Raw genomic sequence first — 18811 nt, 5'->3', positions numbered from 1 at the left:
GGCGGCGCACGCTCACAGACTCAGTCGCTATTGAAGTCGTAGTCGATGGAGTCGGATGGCTCCTGGATGAAGTATCCCCGAATGTAGTTGATACCGATCGACCAGAGTATCGCCAGACTGCCAGCTTCCTCCACCCCGGAGGCGATGGTCTTGATATCCTCCGCCTGAACCAGTTCGTTCAGATGATTCAGCTTGTCCTGTTTATCCTGATTTTCAGACAGATCACTCAGAAACGAGGTGTGGAACTGGACGAAATCGAGGGGAAAGCTACTGAGAATCGCTTCGGGTTTTTTCGCCAGGCCGAAATGGTCGATACAGGTTTTGCATTTGATCTTTTTCAATCCTTCTGCGAATTTCTTCAGCTTCTGCAGATGGCTCCTCGCCTCGCTGTCATCAAACTGAAAGGTGACCCAGGAGCCCTTGGCTTCATAGTCTCTCAGGCAATCGCAGACGAACAGCAGCAAGGTCTCATCATCCAGCGAACTGCCGGAGATATTGATCAGAAAATTGATCTTCTTACCCTGCTTGCGCTGTTTCGCCAGTTCGTCAATGGCATTTTTGATGACCCACCTGTCCAGCTCATGCATACGCCCCATCTCCTGGATCTGACTCAGGAAGTGGTCCGGTTGGATCTCCTCCTGTTGTTCATCGAGAAGACGCAGGGTGACCGCATAGTTTTCCCGGGTGTCGCCATGCAGGCTGACGATGGGTTGAAAGGCCAGCTGAAATTTATCGTTGTCGAAGGCAAAACGAATCAATGCGGAGAGATCGGCCTCTCCTGAGGTGCCGCTGTCAGTAGCCGGAATCGGCTCTTCGGCAATATAGTAGCTGTTACCACCTTTCGAACGAGCCATTTCACAGGCTTGATAGGCATGGGTGATGAAATCGTTGCCTGTGGAGAACTCTTCAGAGCAGAAGACCACGCCAATACTGCATGTGGCCTGGATTTCCTGATCTGACTGTTTGTTACTCTCTATTGCATCGCAGACCTTTTTCGCAATCTGTTCGGCACTTTTTGGTTCAGTCTCTTGAGATAGTATGGTGAAAGTGTGATCGCCGAACCTGGCCAGCACCTGTTGGCTTCCGACGGTTTTACGCAGTAGTCCGGCAATCTCCAAAAGCAGCGTGTCGCTGGCTTTGATGCCTGTCTTGCTGCGAATTTCAGTAAAATTGTTCAGGGTGACGTAGAACAGTGTATTCCCTTTGCTGCCGGAGGGTTTGTTGCGTCTGACCTCCTCTTCGAGCTGATTGAGGAAGTATTGGCGATTGTAGAGTCCTGTCTGAACATCCTGGGTACTCAGCAGGCGCAGTTTCTCTTCCACCTCCCGAGTAATCGATTGATCTCGAAATACCACCTGTGTGCAGGGCTCTCCATCGATGCTTGCCGGTGTAAAGTGGAGTTCCGCGCTGAACTCTGCACCATCACTGCGCAGACAGGTGGTTTTCATTTCACTGGAGTGTTCGCTGTCAGCACTCAGCTTTCGCAGCAGTTTCTTGAATCCGGCGTGCTCAGAGGGGGCGATCATATCCATGATTGGAAGCCCTTCGATCTCCTCCTCACTGGCCAATCCGAACAGCTCAAGATAGGCACGATTGGCGGTGACATGCATGCCTTCGTGGACGTAGGCGATCGCATCCCTGGAGCTTTCGGTCAGAGCGTCGCAGCGCTCCTCAGCCTCTTCCAGTTGGTGTTCAATCAACTGCAGTCGCCGTGCGATATTGAGATTCTTATACTCTCGGAGGATGACCTGAACCAGGTGATCGAAATTTTTACGTTCAACCAGGTCCGCTATGCCCTGTTTCATCAGTGAGATGCGCAGCTCGTCATCGGCTTCGTCACTGACGCCGATCACCGGGGTGGCAGAGCTGGTGACACCCAGTAGTGCAAGCAGTTGGTTGATCTCCAGAGCGTCGGCTTCGACCGTATAGATCAGCAGATCCAGAGGGCGTTTTTTCTTCAGTTGTTCGGCCAGTTGATCAGCATCATGATCGATTCGAATCGCATGAGCCGGTGTGCCACTGTTACGCAGGGAGTCCAGACAGGTTTCTACTTCAGGGGTTGTATTTCCTAAAACCAGTAACTCAATCGCTTCTTCGGGCATGCCGTACTATCCTGATACCATTGCGTTTATCTGTTTCATAGCTGCTATGATTACCGCCAGTCAACTCCATTCTTAAGTCAGTGCCACGCCGACTGTTGCAGACTATCCCCTGATTTTATGTGGCCTTGCTGCTCTGTCGTCTCTGCCTGATCGCTTCAGCCAGTGTGTTGAGAAGTGGCACACTGTCATCCCAACCGATGCAGGCGTCGGTAATACTTTGGCCATAGGTCAGGGTTTCCCCTTCAACTCTATCTTGTCGACCGGCAGTCAGGAAACTTTCAATCATTGCACCCATGATGCGATTGTCGCCACGGGCGATCTGGCTTGCCACATCACGTCCGACCAGCAGCTGGCGGGGGTGCTGTTTACGGCTGTTCGCATGGCTGAAATCGACCATCAGCCGGGGTTTCAAGCCATTACTCTCCATCTCATCCGCAGCGATGTTGATGCTCTCCGAGTCATAGTTCGGGCGGCTGCCGCCTCTCAGGATTACATGACAATCGGGATTGCCGTGGGTGGAGAAGATGGCGGAATTTCCCTCTTTGGTCACCGAGAGAAAGTGATGCGGGCGGGATGAAGAGCGAATCGCATCCATCGCCACCCGCATGCTGCCGTTGGTCGCATTCTTGAAGCCGACCGGGCAGGAGAGGCCTGACGCCAGCTCTCTGTGCGCCTGGCTCTCCGTGGTGCGCGCACCGATCGCTCCCCAACTGATCAGATCGGCGATATATTGGGGGCTGATCAGATCCAGATACTCGGTTCCGGCCGGAACTCCCAGGTCATTGATATCCAGCAGCAGTTTTCTGGCCAAGCGCAGTCCGGCATTGATTTCAAAGCGGTCATCCAGGGTCGGATCGTTGATCAGTCCCTTCCATCCCACGGTTGTGCGTGGTTTTTCGAAATAGACCCGCATCACGATCTCCAGGTCATCCTTCAGGGATTCCCGCAGCGGCTGCAGTCTGCTGGCATAATCGAGGGCAGCCTCAGGATCGTGAACCGAGCAGGGGCCGATGATCACCAGCAGGCGGTCATCCTCACCATGCAGAATCCGGTGTATCCCCCGACGGGCATCAAATACGGTATTTGAGGCCTTTTCTGTGATGGGCAGTTCCTGGTGTATCTGAGCCGGAGGATTGAGTTCCTTGATGGCTTTGATGCGGAGATCGTCAGTTTGTTTCATGCGCTGGAAGCCGATTGTTCAATGGTCCAAAAAACAGCTGATTATACATGCATCCACTGAATCAGCGATAAGAGTTTGTGCCAAGCTGCCGACAGTTAATCATGTTCCTAACAACTAAACCCCATTCATATTGGGGGTGGTGCAGGACGCCAAGGGTCGAAATGCCGGGCGATTGTCCGGAGGGTCCACTGTATAGACAGTTTAGGCAGCTGGTTCGACGGTTGCTCAATCTGCTCAGTCAATGGGGTGGTGAAGCCTTTGATGCTGCGTTGCAATGGGTTGAACTTGTCACTCTGCCAGAGTGGGGCCTTGGTCAGCTGAGATAAAGTAACTTGTTGTAAATATGGAAATTAGTATTGAATGGTTCAGTCGAGTGTCTGGTGGGGCTGGGGCCTGGAGAGTCGGGGCTGCAGCTGAAATGGATCAGTCGCCGAGGGGTAATATTTCATATTCTGAAACACTCTAAAGGATTATAAAAGCGCTACCGATAATGCTAGGGTATAGGTTGTTAACCCGGCGGCTGAGTATGTCGTGCTAATGGTGAATCGTGATATTGCGCGATCGGGATTACAAAGGTGGTTCTGTTCAACGAAGTCCTGCACGAGTCATGAACCGACATCATGCTGCCAAATCAGATCGCTTCTGGTTTTGGCGCCATGCAGTGACGGGGCGCTTGCTGTGATCAGCTCCTAGAATAGTGCGACTACTTTTCGGCCCAGATTTTTGGACCAATTGGATTCGTGATAACAGGCCCTGGTGTAGACCGGCCCAAACAAGGCTCTTAAAGTATAAGCCAAGACAATATGCGACTGATCAAGAATGCCATAAAGACCTTTATTGCCTACGCACTCCACTATTCCGGTCTGTTGTCACTGATTAAGAACAACCGGCTTCGTGATCGTGTCTGCGTGCTGGCCTACCACCGTATTCTGCCTGATGCACAGGCGGCAAAAACAAACTCGGCTGATGCGATCATCACAGAGAGTGCGCTGTTCCGTAAGCATCTGAGATGGTTGAAGGATGAGTTTCACATCATCGATATGGAGGAGTTACAGGCAATCCTGCTGGATAACCAACCAATGGCCGGCAACAGTCTACTGGTCACTTTTGATGATGGCTGGCGGGATAATTTTGAGCATGCCAGGTCGGCGTTGACCGCGGAGGGTGTGCCGGCAACCATCTTTCTGCCCTATAACTATATCGGCAGTGGTGAGGTGTTTTGGCAGGAGGAGATGCTCGCCAGACTGACACAGTTGAATGAGAGTGAAGCGGAAGCCGATCAATCGTTACTGATGGAACTCGCTGCTATTGAAGCTGGCGCCGGCAAAGAGCTGCTGCGCCGTGCGGTAACCCAACTGAAGACCAAGCCCTATGCGGAGATCTACCAGACCCTGGAGAGATTGAGAGCACATCAACCGCAGAGTGCCATCGACATGAAGTTGGATGCATACATGGATTGGCAGCAGGTCAATCAGCTGGGCAAAGAGCGTATCAGCTTTGGCTCACATGCTTTGAGTCACAGGATTCTCACCCAGATAGAGTTGGATGAAGCCAGGCATGAGATTGTTGAATCCAGAAGCCTGATTAAGGAGAAGACCGGTAAGGAGATCGATACCATCGCCTATCCGAATGGCAACTGCAATCCAGCCATCGAAAAAATTGTCGATGAGTCGGGATTCCGGCTTGGATTCACAATCAGCAGAGGCTATGTTGCCAAGGATTCAAACCCAATGGCGCTACCCAGATTTAATATCCATACCAATAATTCGAGCAGTAAACCCCTGTTTCTCTGTACGGTCCTGAATATTTTTTAATTGGTGTAAACACTCCCTCACTATGAAGGTTTTTGTTACTGACGGATACGCAAGAGCTGCATTGGCGGTAACCCGCTCGCTTGGCTCAAAAGGGCACCAGGTTTTTGTCGGATCCGAATCCAAGAGATCTCTGGCGTCCTCCTCAAAGTATTGTCACCTTGGCGTAAGCTATCCCAATCCTGCCGAGGAGCCGGAGGCTTTTGTCGATTTTCTCATCGATACCGTTGAGCGGTATGGGATTGAGGTATTGATGCCTGTCACCGATGTCTGTCTGTTACTGGTTTCTAAACACAGGGCGAGATTTCCAACCACTTGCACTCTGCCGATTGCGGATGATGCGGCGATCAATGCGGCTGCGGACAAGAATCACATCCTGGAGCTGGCAAAGTCGATCGGTATGCCTGTGCCTCAATCGTTGGTGATCAACTCCAGTGACGGTGTGGAGCAGGGCCTGAGCGGTGCCGGGCTCAAATATCCGGTTGTCTTGAAGCCGGTCAGGTCCAGAGTCAAGTCTTCGAGTGGCTGGATCTCCACGGCGGTCGACTATGCTGCAGATCGTAGTGAGTTGCTTGAGAAATTGGAAGCGTATGTTCCTGAAGTCTATCCGGTCATTCTACAGCAGCGTATAAGCGGGGTGGGCTCCGGAGCCTTCTACTGCTTCAACGATGGTAAATGTATTGCCAAATTTGCCCACTCACGATTACGTGAAAAGCCCCCTTCAGGGGGTGTCAGCGTACTCCGGGAGAGCCGCTTGATCGATCCAAAGGTCGATGAGTACAGTCAGAAGCTGTTGACTGCCCTGGGATGGCATGGGGTGGCAATGGTTGAGTTCAAGATCGATGAGGCGACGGGTGATGCCTACATCATGGAGATAAACGGACGCTACTGGGGCTCCCTGCAGCTGGCCATCGATGCGGGTGTGGATTTTCCCGAGATACTGCTCTCCATGGTTTCCGCAGACGATCCGAAACATCCACCGGAGTATAAGACCGGTGTCAAAACCCGTTGGTTCTGGGGAGATATGGATCTGCTGTTGATGTATCTGCTGAAGAAGAGCGAAGCACTGAAACTGCCTGAACAACATCCGGGCAGATTGAGGGCCATTCTCTCCATACTGCTCCCCTGGAGCCGTGGCCAGCGTTTTGAAGTGTTGCGATTCAAAGATATGGGGCCCTGGTTTTACGAGACCAAAAAGTGGATAAACACCAATCTGCTCAATAGATTGGATTAACGTCAACAGAGCCTGGACAGCCCGGCGGGGAAGAGACCACTGACTGCAATGGCAGGTGGTCGATTTGGATTCAGCGAAGTTGTTTGAGACTAGAAATTGTTTAGCGTCTGTTGTGTGATTTCATTGTAAAATGCCAGCACAGCGTATTTTTATCGGATCAGGTGAAATGTCGGATATTCAGCGATTATCGATTACATCGAAGAGCAGGGAGTTATGGAATCACTATCTTGGTGATGCTGCCGATGCGAATTTCTACCAGCGGTTCGAGTGGCAGGAGTTGAATGAAAGTCACTTTGGTCATCTGGTCTATCCGATCGTCTCCAGGCAGGAGGAGCGGATCAACGGTGTTTTACCCATCGTATTAATCAACAGCAGACTGTTTGGCAGGATCATGTGCTCGATGCCGTTCGTCAACTTCGGCGGCGCCTGTGCCGATAGCATCGAGATAGAGAAGGATCTGGTGAAGTATGCGATTGAACTGGCAAACGAGTCTAAAGTGGACTATCTGGAGTTACGGGCTGGTAAGAGTTCACCGCTGGGGCTCGAGGAGTCGACCAAAAAAGTCTCGTTGGTGATCAAGCTTGAAGATGACCATGAAAAGATCTGGTCCGGATACAAGTCAAAACATCGCACCAATATTCGACGGGTCTACAAGAATGATATTGAAGTTCGTTCCGGTCATGCAGAACTGCTCGATGATTTTTATCATGTCATGAGCCACTCCTGGCGGGATCTGGGGACGCCATTCTACAAAAAAAGTTACTTTCAATCGCTGCTTCAGCGCTTTTCACCACAGGACCTGAAGATATTTGCGATATACATGGATGGTCAGCCGATCAGTGTGGCAATGAATGGTTACTACAAACAGACTGTCGAAGGGATGTGGATGGGTACTGTCAAGGAGTATCGCAGGCTTCAGCCAACCTATGCTCTCTATTGGGAGATGATCAAAGACAGCTGCGAAGGGGGATATCGTAATTTTCATCTTGGTCGATCAACCGCCGACTCAACCGGTGAGTCATTCAAGAAGAAATGGAATGCAGAGACCAAACAGCTCTATTGGCAGTATTACATGCCGGATGGAGCTGATATGCCACAATTGAATGTAGACAACGTGAAGTTCAAATTGGCGATCGATGTCTGGAAAAAACTGCCACTGCCGATAGTCGGATTGATCGGGCCTTTGATATCCAAGAGTATACCTTAGGTATGATGAGACATCTTTCTCCAACTGGCTCGCCAATCAAATTTGCGGAATTAGCCGTTTGGTTGGCAAATATTGTTTCCGGTAAGAACCACAACGAGGTGTTGCTGCAACTCGCAAAAGGGTTGCTTGGGATGGATGCTGGATTCCTCTTTTCCACAGGGCGGGGAGCCATGACAGCGCTACTGGCGGCTGTAAAGCTTCAAAACAGTGACAACGATCGTAATGAGGTAATCGTTCCCGCCTACACCTGTTACTCAGTAGCCAGTTCTGTAATCAATGCAGGGCTCAAAATCCGACTCTGTGATATCGACCCCAGAACGCTCTCCTATGATGAACAGCAGCTTCGCCAGATCGACTTCTCCCGGGTTGCTGCCATCATCAGCGCCAATCTATACGGCTTGCCAAATGACCTGCCGATGTTGGAAAAGTTGTCAAAAAGCGAAGGTTTTCTGTTAATCGATGATGCGGCTCAATCACTCAATGCAAAAATTGATGGACGCTATCTGGGCAGTTTTGGTGATGCGGGTATTTTGAGTCTCGACAAAGGTAAAAACGTAACATCCATACAGGGTGGATTGGCAGTAACAAACCATCCTGGTCTGGCAGAATTGTTATCCCAGAATGTGGAAAGACTCGATCCTCTGAGCTTTAAGCGCCAGGCCATCGAGTTCATAAAAGTAGTGATCTACTATTTTTTTCTCAACCCTTACGCCTATAAACTGCCCGCCAATATCAGTTTTTCAGGATTGGGAGAGACCCGCTTTGAGACTGATGTCGAGGTCAGCAAGTATCCAGCCTTTCTCTCATCTTTAGCAACTGCTCAGTTCAACAGGATCGATCAGATCACCCAGTCAAGAACTCAGCGTGGCTTCTACTATGATGAGGCACTGCAATCCAATCAGTCGATAACCAAGATCGATCGGCTGGTGCAAACGGAACCGGCCTATCTGAGGTACCCCCTGCTGGTCCATGATGCGAATCAACGCAGTGAGTTGCTTGATGAATATCGTGAATATGGCATCTCAGCCTCATATCCAAAGTCATTGAACTGTGTTGACGAGATAGCGGGCCATCTGGTCGGGGAGAGGGCATGCCCCGCTGCGGAGGTCATTGCAAGGCAGATTGTGACACTACCCACACACGCCTATGTGCGTGAAACCGACATGAATCAGATCATTGAAATTCTGGCGGGTTTATAAGAGCCGAATGGTATAGAGTCATCAGGCTTTGGTGAGGAGTTTGGCATGTTAGGTTGCTGTATAAATCGATTGAGTGTTAACAGGTCCTGAAAATGGAAAAAAACAGAATAATAAGAAATCTCTTCTCGAATTGGACTGGCCTGTTGGTTTCCATTGTCGTATCTTTTTTTCTTGCCCCATTTGTAGTGCACAGTCTGGGTAATGAGCTGTATGGTGTATGGACCATTATCAATCAGTTTACAGGCTACATGTATCTGTTTGATCTCGGTGTTCGCGAGTCGGTTATCAGATCCACATCCCACTCCCTTGCCAAGAAAGATCCGAAAGCGCTTGAAGAGGTGTTGAGTGCTTCATTCATAATCTATTTCTTTATCTCTGTTGTTACCGTTCTGATCTCGATTGTGCTCGCACTCTATTTCTCCTCGATCTTCGGGGTCGAAGAGGAGGTGGCTAAAGCGGCATCGGTTAGCGTTCTTCTAGTTGGTGTGACCATAGCGCAGTTCTTCATTTTCAACATATTTTCCGGCGTTTTAATGGGACTGCAGCGCTATGACATTTTTAATATTGTCAATATTCTGACCACCTTGCTTAAGGCGGCGGCGTTTGTGATTCTGCTGAGTAATGGTTATACAATCGTCGCAATGGCTGCCAGTCAGATGCTGCTCAGTTTTCTTGGTGGCCTCTATCTAATGCATGCCGCAAAGAAGATTGCAGCAACTCATGACGTCAGATTTAAAGTCAGACTGAAAATCGATGCGGCCTTTCGCAAAGTGACAAGAAAGATCGTCAACTACAGTGCTTTTGTATTGATCAATAATCTGGGGCAGAAAATTGTATTTATGACAGATGCCATCGTGATAGGTATTTTCATGCCTGTCGCCTCGGTAACCTTCTACGCCATAGCCGGGACTCTGGCTGAGTACCTGAGGCAACTCGTGGTGGTCACGGCCAGAGTGCTGATGCCGATGGTGGCACGCTACAGCGCTTTGGATGATCATCATCGAATCAATAAAACAGTGATTGATGGTTCGAAACTTACACTGTTCATCTCCTATCCTGTGGTGTTGGTGTTCATACTCCTTGGCGGAGAGTTTATCGCACTATGGATGGGAGAGGAGTTTCGTGAGCTGTCAGGTTTGGTGCTGTTGATTCTGGCGGTAACGCAGATCTTTTCGGCACCTCACCAAACACTCACCAGCGTGTTATATGGTCTGGATAAACACAAAATGCTCGCTTTCTTCCGGATCGGCGAAGCGATAACCAATCTCGGATTGAGTATCGTTTTACTCCACTATTATGGAGTGGCTGGTGTGGCTCTGGGTACCGCAATTCCACATATTATTCTGACAGCGGTTATTCTGCCTATCTATACAACCAGAGTGATCGGTATGAATTTAATGAAGTACTATCTGTCGAGCTATTTGCGGCCGACATTGGCTGCGGTACCATTTCTGTTGATGGTGTTGTATATCAGTCACTCTATGACAATCGGAAGTATGACGCAGTTTTTTGGTTTGGTGATTGCTGCTTCAACGGTCTATCTCACAATCTCATTTTGGATTATCTTCAATGCCAGTGAACGCCAACAGATATATCAAAAGATTAAGCCTATATTGGCAAAGAGATCAAACTAATTTTAACCGGCCCTATGTCATCTACAGTCGAGTAGTGGGTTTGGTGATATGAGTAGGGGGATGGATGTGGATGAGAGAAAAGATAAGCTGGTAATCCTCGATATTCGGGACTCTCCCTGGTATGACGGCCCTGGGCGTACGATTATCGAGGTTGCTGCCGGGCTCCGACAACAGAATATTGAAATCAAAATCGCCACTTTCAGGTCTGAAGAAAAGAGTGACTCTGATTACCTCACAAAGGCAAAACAGAGAGGCTTGGACTGTTTTGAGATCATTGAAAGCAAGACCCTCGATTTCTCAATCATCGGACAGATCCTGGAATATAACGAAACCACCCCCATTGATGTTATTCACACACACGATCTTCGATCTAACCTGTTTGGGCTTATTGCAGCACGAAAATTAAAAGTTCCGATCGTATCCACCGCCCATGGTTGGGTGGCAAACAGCTTGAAAAGGAAGTTGCTGTTGTTTATCGATAAACTTTTGCTGGCCTACTTGTTCGATCTTGTTATCACTGTTTCCGATAAAACGCAGTCCAGACTAAAGAAGATAAACCCATTTTCTAAACACCTTGTTACGGTACGCAATGCACTCGATACGCAACACTATCATATCGAGGAGAGGGACAATCTGCGGCAGAGTCTGGGTGTCTCCAAAGATACCGTTCTGATTGGAAAAATAGGTAGGTTGAGTCCAGAGAAACGTCAGGATCAGTTGCTTCGCTCAATCAAGCCGCTGGTAGATGAAGGCTATAAACTGAAACTGCTTTTGATCGGGATCGGTCCGGAGGAGGAGAACCTTCGTCATCTGACAGAAAGTCTCGGCCTGCAGGATGTGGTTGAATTTGTCGGTTTCATTAAGGATATGCAACCGGTCTATAACGAACTTGACCTTGTCATTCAGGCATCATCAACGGAAGGCATGCCGAATGTGGTGCTCGAGTCGATGTTGATGCGGGTACCGATTATCGCCACAGATGTTGGCGGTACTTCAGAGATCATCGATAGCGACCAGGTTGGTACGCTCATTGAAGCGGATAATCGACAACAGTTGATCGATTCGATCCGATCCTTTCTCGATTCTCCCCAACAATACCTCGATAAGACTGGCAAAGCGGAGCAGAGGATCAGAGAGGAGTTCGATTCAAATATTCGTCTGGCCAGAATGGCTGAGGTCTATAACAGTATTCTATAGTGGGCTTTAGCCACTATTGTTCGGGCCTACCTGGTCGCCGGGTTAACAAAGCCTGAACAGGCACTTAAGGATCGAAATGCTTCTGCCAAGATAGTAGAAGTAGAAAATCCCACTATTGACTGCGATCAACAGAATGTTGGTCCCATATTTGTAGAGTGCCGATGAAATCAACAGCAATACAATCATCAGGGCAGAGAGCTGGGTAATTGAATGGGCCTGTAACACAAGTGCAATAAAAAGCACCAGGTGTAGAATCAGAAAAATATTTGTGGCCAGTTGAATATTGGAACAGCAGATGACATCGAGGAATCGGCTGGTTCTGGTGCCATGCCAGGCTTCCCGTTTTACAAAGGTAAACAGATCGTTCGGGTAACCGTGGTGCAGGACCTTCAGTTTCGGGTTGTTGACGATAGAAGCGTTATGCTCTGTTTTAGCCCGAACCGAGAGATCTGTGTCTTCACCGGTAACAAGTTCCGGATCGAAGCCTTCTAACTTGGAAAACAGCGCCTTATGAATGATAAGGTGACCGCTGTTGACATAGTTGCTGGATTGTCCTGCGCTATCGGCAAACCAGTATTTCTCCAAATAGTTATCCTGATTGGCGATGCTGCATTTTGATCCGGTCAAAATGTTGCTGTTCTCCTCCAGCAGTTTGCGTGTTTTGGGAAACTCCTCAGCCCAGGCTTCGGTCAGTTCGATATCCCCATCAAGAAATATGTAGATCGTGCCTCGACTGGCTGCTACACCGGCGTTTCGCAAGGCAGAGACATTCAGTTCAGGCTCCAGCAGGACAATGGCTCCTTTGCTCTCGGCGATTGACCGCGTTTGATCTTCAGAACCGTTGTCCACCACAATGATTTCATAGGTGTCTTGTTGGTTGTGCCGCTGAATGGAGTCGATCAATCTCCCAATATTGTCGGCTTCATTCATTGTCGGGATAATGAATGAGAGAGCAATTTCCGGATTTTTGGTGTCTGATGTCGATTCCATCGGTGCTATTCACTCAAGCTTAGCGATCACTTTCAAAAAACGGTGCGGAGATTATACGGCAATATATCGTATGCGGCCGGCAGATTCCAAACCAGTGACCGCTGGTGGCGTCTCAGTGTGGATCCATCCACTTGGTCTGGCCGCCACGCACGCTTTTCAGCTCTGACTGGAGGCCTCTGAACAGTGGCGCTTCCCGGGCAACAAAGAGCCTGTTCAACCGGCTATCAGTGTCACCACTCGCTCGCTCTGATTTACCGCCGGTGTGCTGTGATTAGCGTGCCGGCAAGCCGGTCCTGTGGTTCAGTCCACTATTACAAAATCGTGTTGAAAATGGCATAATTGCCCGCAATTTCGAGATAGTATTACCACACTTCACCTGCAGAGATACTATGGAATTTGTGCTTTGGGGCTCATTCTTGCTGGTCTTTTATGCCTATTTCGGCTATCCGTTTCTGTTGATGGTCATCAACAGAGTCAGCCGTGGCATCGACTATAAATCCCTCCAATACCCAGAGAATCTATCAGTTACTCTCATTATTCCGGTACACAATGAAGCGGCGGTGATTGAGCGCAAGCTCGACAATACAAAAGCGCTGAATTTTTCCGGGAACCTGCAGGTTCTGATCGTCTCCGATGGCTCTTCGGACAATACCGTACAGATCGTAAAGGAGTATCAGGGAATTGATAACCTGACCTTGATCGAACTTGAGGAGCGAAAAGGCAAGGCCAATGCCCTGAATGCGGGGCTGCAGGCTGCCAGCGGCGATATCATCGTCTTCTCGGATGCCTCGATCATGTTCGATGCTGAGGCAATCACTGAGATTGTTCGACCATTTGCCTTGCCGGAGATGGGCTGCGTGTCAGGTGAGGACCTTATCGAGGGTGGGAGTGGTGAGGGGTTGTATGGAAAGTATGAACTCTTCTTACGCAAACAGGAGTCGGTAACCGGTTCGATCGTCGGCGCGAGTGGCTCACTCTATGCGCAGAGAAAAGAGATTGTCACCCCATTCATTGAGGGTGTTGCCCCCGACTTTTACTCGGTTCTGAATACCGTAGAGCAGGGTTATCGGGCGATATCGATCTCCGAGTCGTTTGGCTATATGAAAGCGGCTGAATCCCACAAGGATGAGTTCAACCGAAAAGTGCGTACCTTGATTCGTGGCATTACCGCGCTGTTCAAGAAAGCCAAGCTGTTAAATCCGTTCAGCTATCCACGCTTCTCTCTCTATTTGATCTCTCACAAGCTTGCCAGATGGTTGGTGCCTTTTTTCCTCATCTCCCTGCTGGTCAGCAATCTGTTTCTGCTGGATAGTCCCTTCTACCAGGTGCTTCTGCTGCTGCAACTGCTGTTCTACGGTGTTGCTGCCGTGGCGGCCTTCAGCGAACCGCTGCAGAGAGCACTGCCACTGGTGAAACTGCCGCTGTTCTTCGTATCGGTGAATGTGTCGATTCTGAAAGCCTGGCTGAAATACCTTTCTGGAACACGGCAGGAGATTTGGACTCCAACCAAACGCTCCAAATGAGTGGTGACCTATCAGCGTGGATCAAACCCATGGGGTTGAATGAGACGGGCGGCGGGTCGCCAGCCATGGATACCTTTTCTCCTTTTGGACTTTTATCTGTAGGGCATTGATATGAAGTATGTAGGTGCACATGTGAGTGCCTCCGGAGGGGTTCAGAATGCCCCGCTCAACGCGAACGAAATTGGCGCCAAAGCTTTCGCTCTGTTTACCAAGAACCAGCGTCAATGGCATGCAAAACCGCTGACTGAGGATGCCATCGAAATGTTTCAGACCAACCTCAGAGAGGTTGGCATTGAGAGTCGGCATGTACTGCCTCATGACAGCTATCTGATCAATCTGGGCCATCCCGAAAGCGAGGGCCTGGATAAATCAAGAAAAGCCTTTCTTGATGAATTGCAGCGCTGTGAACAGCTGGGCCTGTCTCTGTTGAATTTCCACCCTGGAGCGACGCTGAGAAAAATTGATGAGAGCAAGAGTCTTCAGCGTGTAGCCGATTCGATCAACTGGTGTCTGGATCAGACACAGGGGGTGACCGCTGTGATCGAAAACACCGCAGGACAGGGAAGTACCCTGGGTTACACATTTGAGCATTTGGCTCAGATCATCGATCAGGTTGAGGACAAGAGCCGTATCGGAGTCTGTCTCGATACCTGCCATACCTTTGTTGCCGGTTACGATATGCGGACTACCTCAGCCTGTGACAAGACCTTTGCGGAATTCGATCAGGTAGTGGGTTTTCAATATCTACGGGGTATGCACCTGAATGACAGTAAACCTGAGCTGGGCGCACGTGTCGATCGTCACCATAGCCTGGGGCAGGGTAAGCTGGGTTGGGAGGTGTTTCGTTATATCATGCAGGATCAGCGGTTTAGTGAAATTCCACTGATTCTTGAGACGATTGATGACACTCTCTGGGCTGAGGAGATCGCCAGTCTGTATGGATTTCAGAAGTAAATTATTTGGCCGCCGGAGCATTAATAGATAAACTTGCCCGCTTGGAATCTCTAGGAAGCTACAGGATGTTGCGATGTCTCTGTTGGAAAATCTGAAACAGGAAGCCCGTAAACGACAACAGGACGATCGTGCTGATTGTGAGGCGACCAGGCTGGAATCCCTATACCAGTCGCAATTCAAACCCTCGATGCAGTCAATTCTGAAGTATCTATCCGAGTTGACTGATCAGCTGAAAATTCTCGATCATGAAGTTCACCATCAGTATGATATGCCGGGACTGGGTCCAGTAGCCGGACTGCGCCATACCGATTATGTGGTCAATGCGGACAGTTCAGAGAACACACGGGTTGTCCGCTTGCGCTTCCAGTGTGTTTCAGACAGTGAACAGACCTTTGCCATTACCCCCAAGACCAATGCGGATGAGGCCTGTGCCTTCCTCGACAGTCAGACCATGCGCTACACCGAGTGGCCGATTCGGGATCATCAACAGCAGGTGGTCGGGCTGAACCTTCAGTTGCCGGTCGTGGTCAAGGTGAATTTTCTTTTTCAGGCCGATCCGGAGCTGGGTTCGATTCGGATATTCATCACCAATTTCAGAGGCTTCAAGGTTGAAAAGAGCCTGATCCAGCCACACAAGGTGGATGATGCCTGGCTCGACAATCTGGGGCACTATATCCTGCGCAATCGTGCTGATCTGTACGATCTGCAGATCGATGATTCGGCCAGGCATGCGATTCGCCAGCGTCTCCAGGAGGCCAAAAGGCAGCGCGAGCTCGAGTTGCAGGAGGCACTTGCCCGTGAGCAGCTGGAACGGCAGCAGCAATCCAGCAAGTCCCTGCTGGGAAAGTTGAAATCTCTGACCGACAGGCTCTAAAGACGCACTACACTCTGTTGGCATTTTACTCTTCACCCGACACCCTCTTGATCTTCTCAGGCTTCCCCTGGCAACTTGTCAGCTAGCGCTTTTTCACATAGGCTCAGGGAATGGTCAATTCCGGTGAATCATTACGCTGGTGGGGTGTTGCTGGGCTGTTGTTGCTGCAGTTTCTATTCCCATCACTGCTGTATGCCGATATGGTACGTATCGGTGTCTTGAGTCATCGTGGAGACCAGGCAACACTGAGGAATTGGGGACCAACTGCAGAGTACCTCCACAGCAGCATTCCCGCTCACGATTTCATCATCCGGCCATTGAAATTCGATGATGTGAATCCCGCTGTCTCTGCCGGCGAAGTCGATTTTGTGCTGGTCAATCCGGGAATCTATGTCAACCTGGAGGTGAAATACCGGGTCTCACGGATTGCCACACTCTATAATCGACGCAACGATGTCCCTTACAAAATCTTTGGTGGAGTCATCTTCACCCGCCAGGATCACGCCGAGATAAACACCCTGGCGGATCTTCGTGGTCATACCATGATGGCGGTCTACGACACCTCACTGGGTGGTTTCCAGATGGCCATGCGGGAGATGGTCGATCAGGGCATAGACCCTTACACCGATCTGAAGGCGCTGCGTTGGGGTGGTATCCATGATCATGTGGTGATGGCGGTGCTGAATGGTGAAGTCGACGTTGGTACGGTGCGTACTGATATTCTCGAGCGCATGGCATCCGTGGGTACCATCGAACTGAAAGATTTCCGGATCATCAATCCACAGCAGGTCGAAGAGTTTCCATTCGCACTCAGTACCCGGCTCTATCCTGAATGGCCCTTCAGTAAAGTCGCCCACACAGCCGATACACTTGCCCAGCAGGTTGCGGTCGCCCTGTTGAATATGCCGCATGATCACCATGCGGCACTGGCGGGAAAATATGCGGGCTGGACCATCCCGCTCGATTATCAGCCGGTACATGACCTGTTCATGACGCTCAAGCTGCCTCCCTATCAGTATCTGGGCAAAATTACCCTGGTCGATGCAATCAGCCGTTACCGCTACTGGCTGTTGGGTGGCTTACTGATGCTGCTTTTCATGGTGGTGATGACCCTCAAGGTAATGCGCCTCAACCAGGAGCTGAAAAAAGCCAAGGATCGTCTCGAACTTCAGCATGAGTTGATTCTCGATTCGGTGGCGGACGGTATCTATGGCGTGGACATGAATGGACGCTCCACTTTTTTCAATAAGGCCGCAGAGAGGATTACCGGTTGGGAGGCGGAAGATGTGATTGGCCATAATCAGCATGAGATCCTGCATCACTCCCATGAAGACGGCTCACCGCATCGGGCGGTTGACTGCCCGGTCTACCAGACCTTTCGTGATGATCAGCCACGCTATATCTCTGACGATGTATTCTGGCGAAAGGACAGTACCAGTTTCCCGGTGGAGTACAGCAGTACCCCGATCAAGGATGAAGGGGGCAAGACCATCGGTAGTGTGGTGGTGTTTCGGGATATCACGATGCGTAAACGGGCCGAGGAGGAGGCGCGTCAACATCAGCTCGAGCTGGCGCGGGCCGGCAGGCTCAGTACCCTTGGCGAGATGGCATCAGGCATCGCCCACGAGTTGAACCAGCCATTGACGGCAATCTCGACCAATGCCCAGGCGAGTATGCGAATCCTGGAGTCCGATCCATCCAATACCACTGTCTGTGTGGATGTGATGGAACGGATTGCCGCCCAGGCCGATCGGGCCGGTGAGATTATTCGTCAATTGCGGCGGTTTGTACGCAAAGAGCCCCTGGAGAGCTCTCTGGTGGACGTCAATGTTCTGGTGAATGCGGTCGCGGTATTGATTCGTCCCGATATCACTCGTGCCGATGTACGGCTCATACTGGATATGGAACAGCCGCTGCCAACGGTACTGGTGCAACCGATTCAGATCGAACAGGTGATACTCAACCTGGCGCGGAATGCGATCGAGGCCCTCTCTGAATTGGATGACCAGGAACGGGTGCTGCATATCGGAACCCGGCAGCAACCTGGTGGAATAATCCATCTCTGGGTGAGGGACAATGGACCCGGCATTAAGCCGGAGCTGGAAACAACCCTGTTCGATCCCTTCGTGACAGGTAAGTCGGACGGTATGGGACTGGGGCTCTCAATCAGTTACGGGATCATCGAGGCACACGGTGGTAAACTGTCGATTAACCCTGACTATCGGGACGGTGCCGAGTTCAGTTTCAATTTGCCAATCGGGGAGGTTGCGTAAAAGCCATGGATCAGACCACGCCAACAGTCTATGTAGTGGATGATGACGAAGAGGTGCGTAGCGCTCTGAAGCTGTTATTCGAATCGGTTGGCCTGCCGGTGATCTGTTTTGCCTCTGCACTGGAGTATCTCGATCGCTTCGATGAGTCCCTGCCGGGTTGTCTGGTGGTGGATATCCGTATGCCGGGTATGAGCGGTCTGGATATGCAGGAGAAGTTGAACGAGCTGCCGCTGCATCCTCCGGTGATCATCATTACCGGGCATGGTGATGTGCCAATGGCAGTGCGTGCAGTTCAGGCAGGTGCTGTGGATTTTATCGAAAAACCGTTTCGCGACCAGATTCTGCTCGACAGTGTCCACCGGGCGATCGAGATGGATGCGGAGAAGCGGGGTGAAGCCTCCAGGCTGTCTGAGATCCGTGACCATCTGAATCAGCTGACACCCAGGGAGCGGGAAGTACTCGACCTGGTTATCAGCGGGATGCGGAATAAGAATATCTCTGAGCAGCTGGGGATTACCCTGTCGACCGTGGAAGCCCATCGCTCCCGGGTGATGGAGAAGATGCAGGCCGACTCACTCTCTCATCTGATGCGGATGATGCTAACCCTGGAGAATGAGTAGTTATTCTTGCGCT

14 protein-coding genes are annotated in these 18811 nt (G+C 50.4%); 11 read left to right on the top strand and 3 right to left on the bottom strand.

Annotated features, from left to right (window positions below; genetic code table 11):
- Positions 1 to 20: 20 nt before the first annotated feature.
- Positions 21 to 2102, bottom strand: coding sequence for an EAL domain-containing protein (locus A3193_RS11405; protein WP_069006229.1), 2082 nt, complete (start codon positions 2100 to 2102; stop codon positions 21 to 23).
- Between the two features lie 115 nt (positions 2103 to 2217).
- Positions 2218 to 3282: a 3-deoxy-7-phosphoheptulonate synthase AroG gene (gene aroG, locus A3193_RS11400; protein ID WP_069006228.1), complete on the bottom strand. Its 1065-nt coding sequence runs from the start codon at positions 3280 to 3282 to the stop codon at positions 2218 to 2220.
- A gap of 803 nt (positions 3283 to 4085) precedes the next feature.
- On the opposite strand from aroG, the gene A3193_RS11395 reads away from it, so the two are divergent.
- The 6 genes from A3193_RS11395 to A3193_RS11370 all read left to right on the top strand — a co-directional run bounded on the left by A3193_RS11395 (position 4086) and on the right by A3193_RS11370 (position 11564).
- A complete protein-coding gene (locus A3193_RS11395) occupies positions 4086 to 5096 on the top strand; it encodes a polysaccharide deacetylase family protein (protein ID WP_069014892.1) in 1011 nt (336 codons plus the stop codon).
- A gap of 22 nt (positions 5097 to 5118) precedes the next feature.
- Entirely contained in the window at positions 5119 to 6327 is a 1209-nt protein-coding gene (locus tag A3193_RS11390; RefSeq protein WP_069014890.1) for a carboxylate--amine ligase, read from the top strand.
- A 166-nt stretch (positions 6328 to 6493) separates the two neighbouring features.
- On the top strand, positions 6494 to 7534 hold the full coding sequence (locus A3193_RS11385; RefSeq protein WP_069019499.1) for a FemAB family XrtA/PEP-CTERM system-associated protein: 1041 nt from the start codon (positions 6494 to 6496) through the stop codon (positions 7532 to 7534).
- 62 nt (positions 7535 to 7596) lie between these two features.
- Positions 7597 to 8733 (top strand): DegT/DnrJ/EryC1/StrS family aminotransferase, encoded by a 1137-nt coding sequence (locus tag A3193_RS11380; RefSeq protein WP_162272442.1) that lies wholly within the window; start codon positions 7597 to 7599, stop codon positions 8731 to 8733.
- 92 nt (positions 8734 to 8825) lie between these two features.
- A complete protein-coding gene (locus A3193_RS11375) occupies positions 8826 to 10367 on the top strand; it encodes a lipopolysaccharide biosynthesis protein (RefSeq protein WP_069014884.1) in 1542 nt (513 codons plus the stop codon).
- 48 nt (positions 10368 to 10415) lie between these two features.
- Complete coding sequence (locus A3193_RS11370) at positions 10416 to 11564, top strand: glycosyltransferase family 4 protein (protein ID WP_083218741.1); 1149 nt, start codon at positions 10416 to 10418, stop codon at positions 11562 to 11564.
- Positions 11565 to 11606: 42 nt separating this feature from the next.
- Here the strand turns inward: A3193_RS11370 and A3193_RS11365 are convergent, their stop codons facing one another.
- A complete protein-coding gene (locus tag A3193_RS11365; RefSeq protein ID WP_069014880.1) occupies positions 11607 to 12554 on the bottom strand; it encodes a glycosyltransferase in 948 nt (315 codons plus the stop codon).
- A 389-nt stretch (positions 12555 to 12943) separates the two neighbouring features.
- Here A3193_RS11365 and A3193_RS11360 point away from each other — a divergent pair, with 389 nt between their 5' ends.
- The 5 genes from A3193_RS11360 to A3193_RS11340 all read left to right on the top strand — a co-directional run bounded on the left by A3193_RS11360 (position 12944) and on the right by A3193_RS11340 (position 18798).
- Positions 12944 to 14077, top strand: coding sequence for a glycosyltransferase family 2 protein (locus A3193_RS11360; protein WP_069014879.1), 1134 nt, complete (start codon positions 12944 to 12946; stop codon positions 14075 to 14077).
- A gap of 111 nt (positions 14078 to 14188) precedes the next feature.
- A complete protein-coding gene (gene nfo, locus A3193_RS11355; RefSeq protein WP_069006219.1) occupies positions 14189 to 15031 on the top strand; it encodes a deoxyribonuclease IV in 843 nt (280 codons plus the stop codon).
- Between the two features lie 73 nt (positions 15032 to 15104).
- A complete protein-coding gene (locus A3193_RS11350) occupies positions 15105 to 15905 on the top strand; it encodes a hypothetical protein (RefSeq protein ID WP_069014877.1) in 801 nt (266 codons plus the stop codon).
- Positions 15906 to 16015: 110 nt separating this feature from the next.
- Positions 16016 to 18178, top strand: coding sequence for a PhnD/SsuA/transferrin family substrate-binding protein (locus tag A3193_RS11345; RefSeq protein WP_083218740.1), 2163 nt, complete (start codon positions 16016 to 16018; stop codon positions 18176 to 18178).
- Positions 18179 to 18183: 5 nt separating this feature from the next.
- On the top strand, positions 18184 to 18798 hold the full coding sequence (locus tag A3193_RS11340) for a response regulator transcription factor (protein WP_069006217.1): 615 nt from the start codon (positions 18184 to 18186) through the stop codon (positions 18796 to 18798).
- Positions 18799 to 18811: the final 13 nt, after the last annotated feature.

The organism is Candidatus Thiodiazotropha endoloripes, assembly GCF_001708965.1.
Lineage (GTDB): Bacteria > Pseudomonadota > Gammaproteobacteria > Chromatiales > Chromatiaceae > Thiodiazotropha > Thiodiazotropha endoloripes.
Note: the sequence above shows the minus strand (reverse complement) of the source record. Positions and strands in the feature narration are given on the sequence as shown.

Excerpts from the sequence above, each read along its gene's own strand:
- A3193_RS11405 (WP_069006229.1), bottom strand. The coding sequence starts at position 2,102 with ATGCCCGAAGAAGCGATTGAGTTACTGGTTTTAGGAAATACAACCCCT.
- A3193_RS11375 (WP_069014884.1), top strand. The coding sequence starts at position 8,826 with ATGGAAAAAAACAGAATAATAAGAAATCTCTTCTCGAATTGGACTGGC.
- nfo (WP_069006219.1), top strand. The coding sequence starts at position 14,189 with ATGAAGTATGTAGGTGCACATGTGAGTGCCTCCGGAGGGGTTCAGAAT.
- aroG (WP_069006228.1), bottom strand. The coding sequence starts at position 3,282 with ATGAAACAAACTGACGATCTCCGCATCAAAGCCATCAAGGAACTCAAT.
- A3193_RS11385 (WP_069019499.1), top strand. The coding sequence starts at position 6,494 with ATGTCGGATATTCAGCGATTATCGATTACATCGAAGAGCAGGGAGTTA.
- A3193_RS11395 (WP_069014892.1), top strand. The coding sequence starts at position 4,086 with ATGCGACTGATCAAGAATGCCATAAAGACCTTTATTGCCTACGCACTC.
- A3193_RS11340 (WP_069006217.1), top strand. The coding sequence starts at position 18,184 with ATGGATCAGACCACGCCAACAGTCTATGTAGTGGATGATGACGAAGAG.
- A3193_RS11350 (WP_069014877.1), top strand. The coding sequence starts at position 15,105 with ATGTCTCTGTTGGAAAATCTGAAACAGGAAGCCCGTAAACGACAACAG.
- A3193_RS11345 (WP_083218740.1), top strand. The coding sequence starts at position 16,016 with ATGGTCAATTCCGGTGAATCATTACGCTGGTGGGGTGTTGCTGGGCTG.
- A3193_RS11360 (WP_069014879.1), top strand. The coding sequence starts at position 12,944 with ATGGAATTTGTGCTTTGGGGCTCATTCTTGCTGGTCTTTTATGCCTAT.
- A3193_RS11390 (WP_069014890.1), top strand. The coding sequence starts at position 5,119 with ATGAAGGTTTTTGTTACTGACGGATACGCAAGAGCTGCATTGGCGGTA.
- A3193_RS11370 (WP_083218741.1), top strand. The coding sequence starts at position 10,416 with ATGAGTAGGGGGATGGATGTGGATGAGAGAAAAGATAAGCTGGTAATC.
- A3193_RS11365 (WP_069014880.1), bottom strand. The coding sequence starts at position 12,554 with ATGGAATCGACATCAGACACCAAAAATCCGGAAATTGCTCTCTCATTC.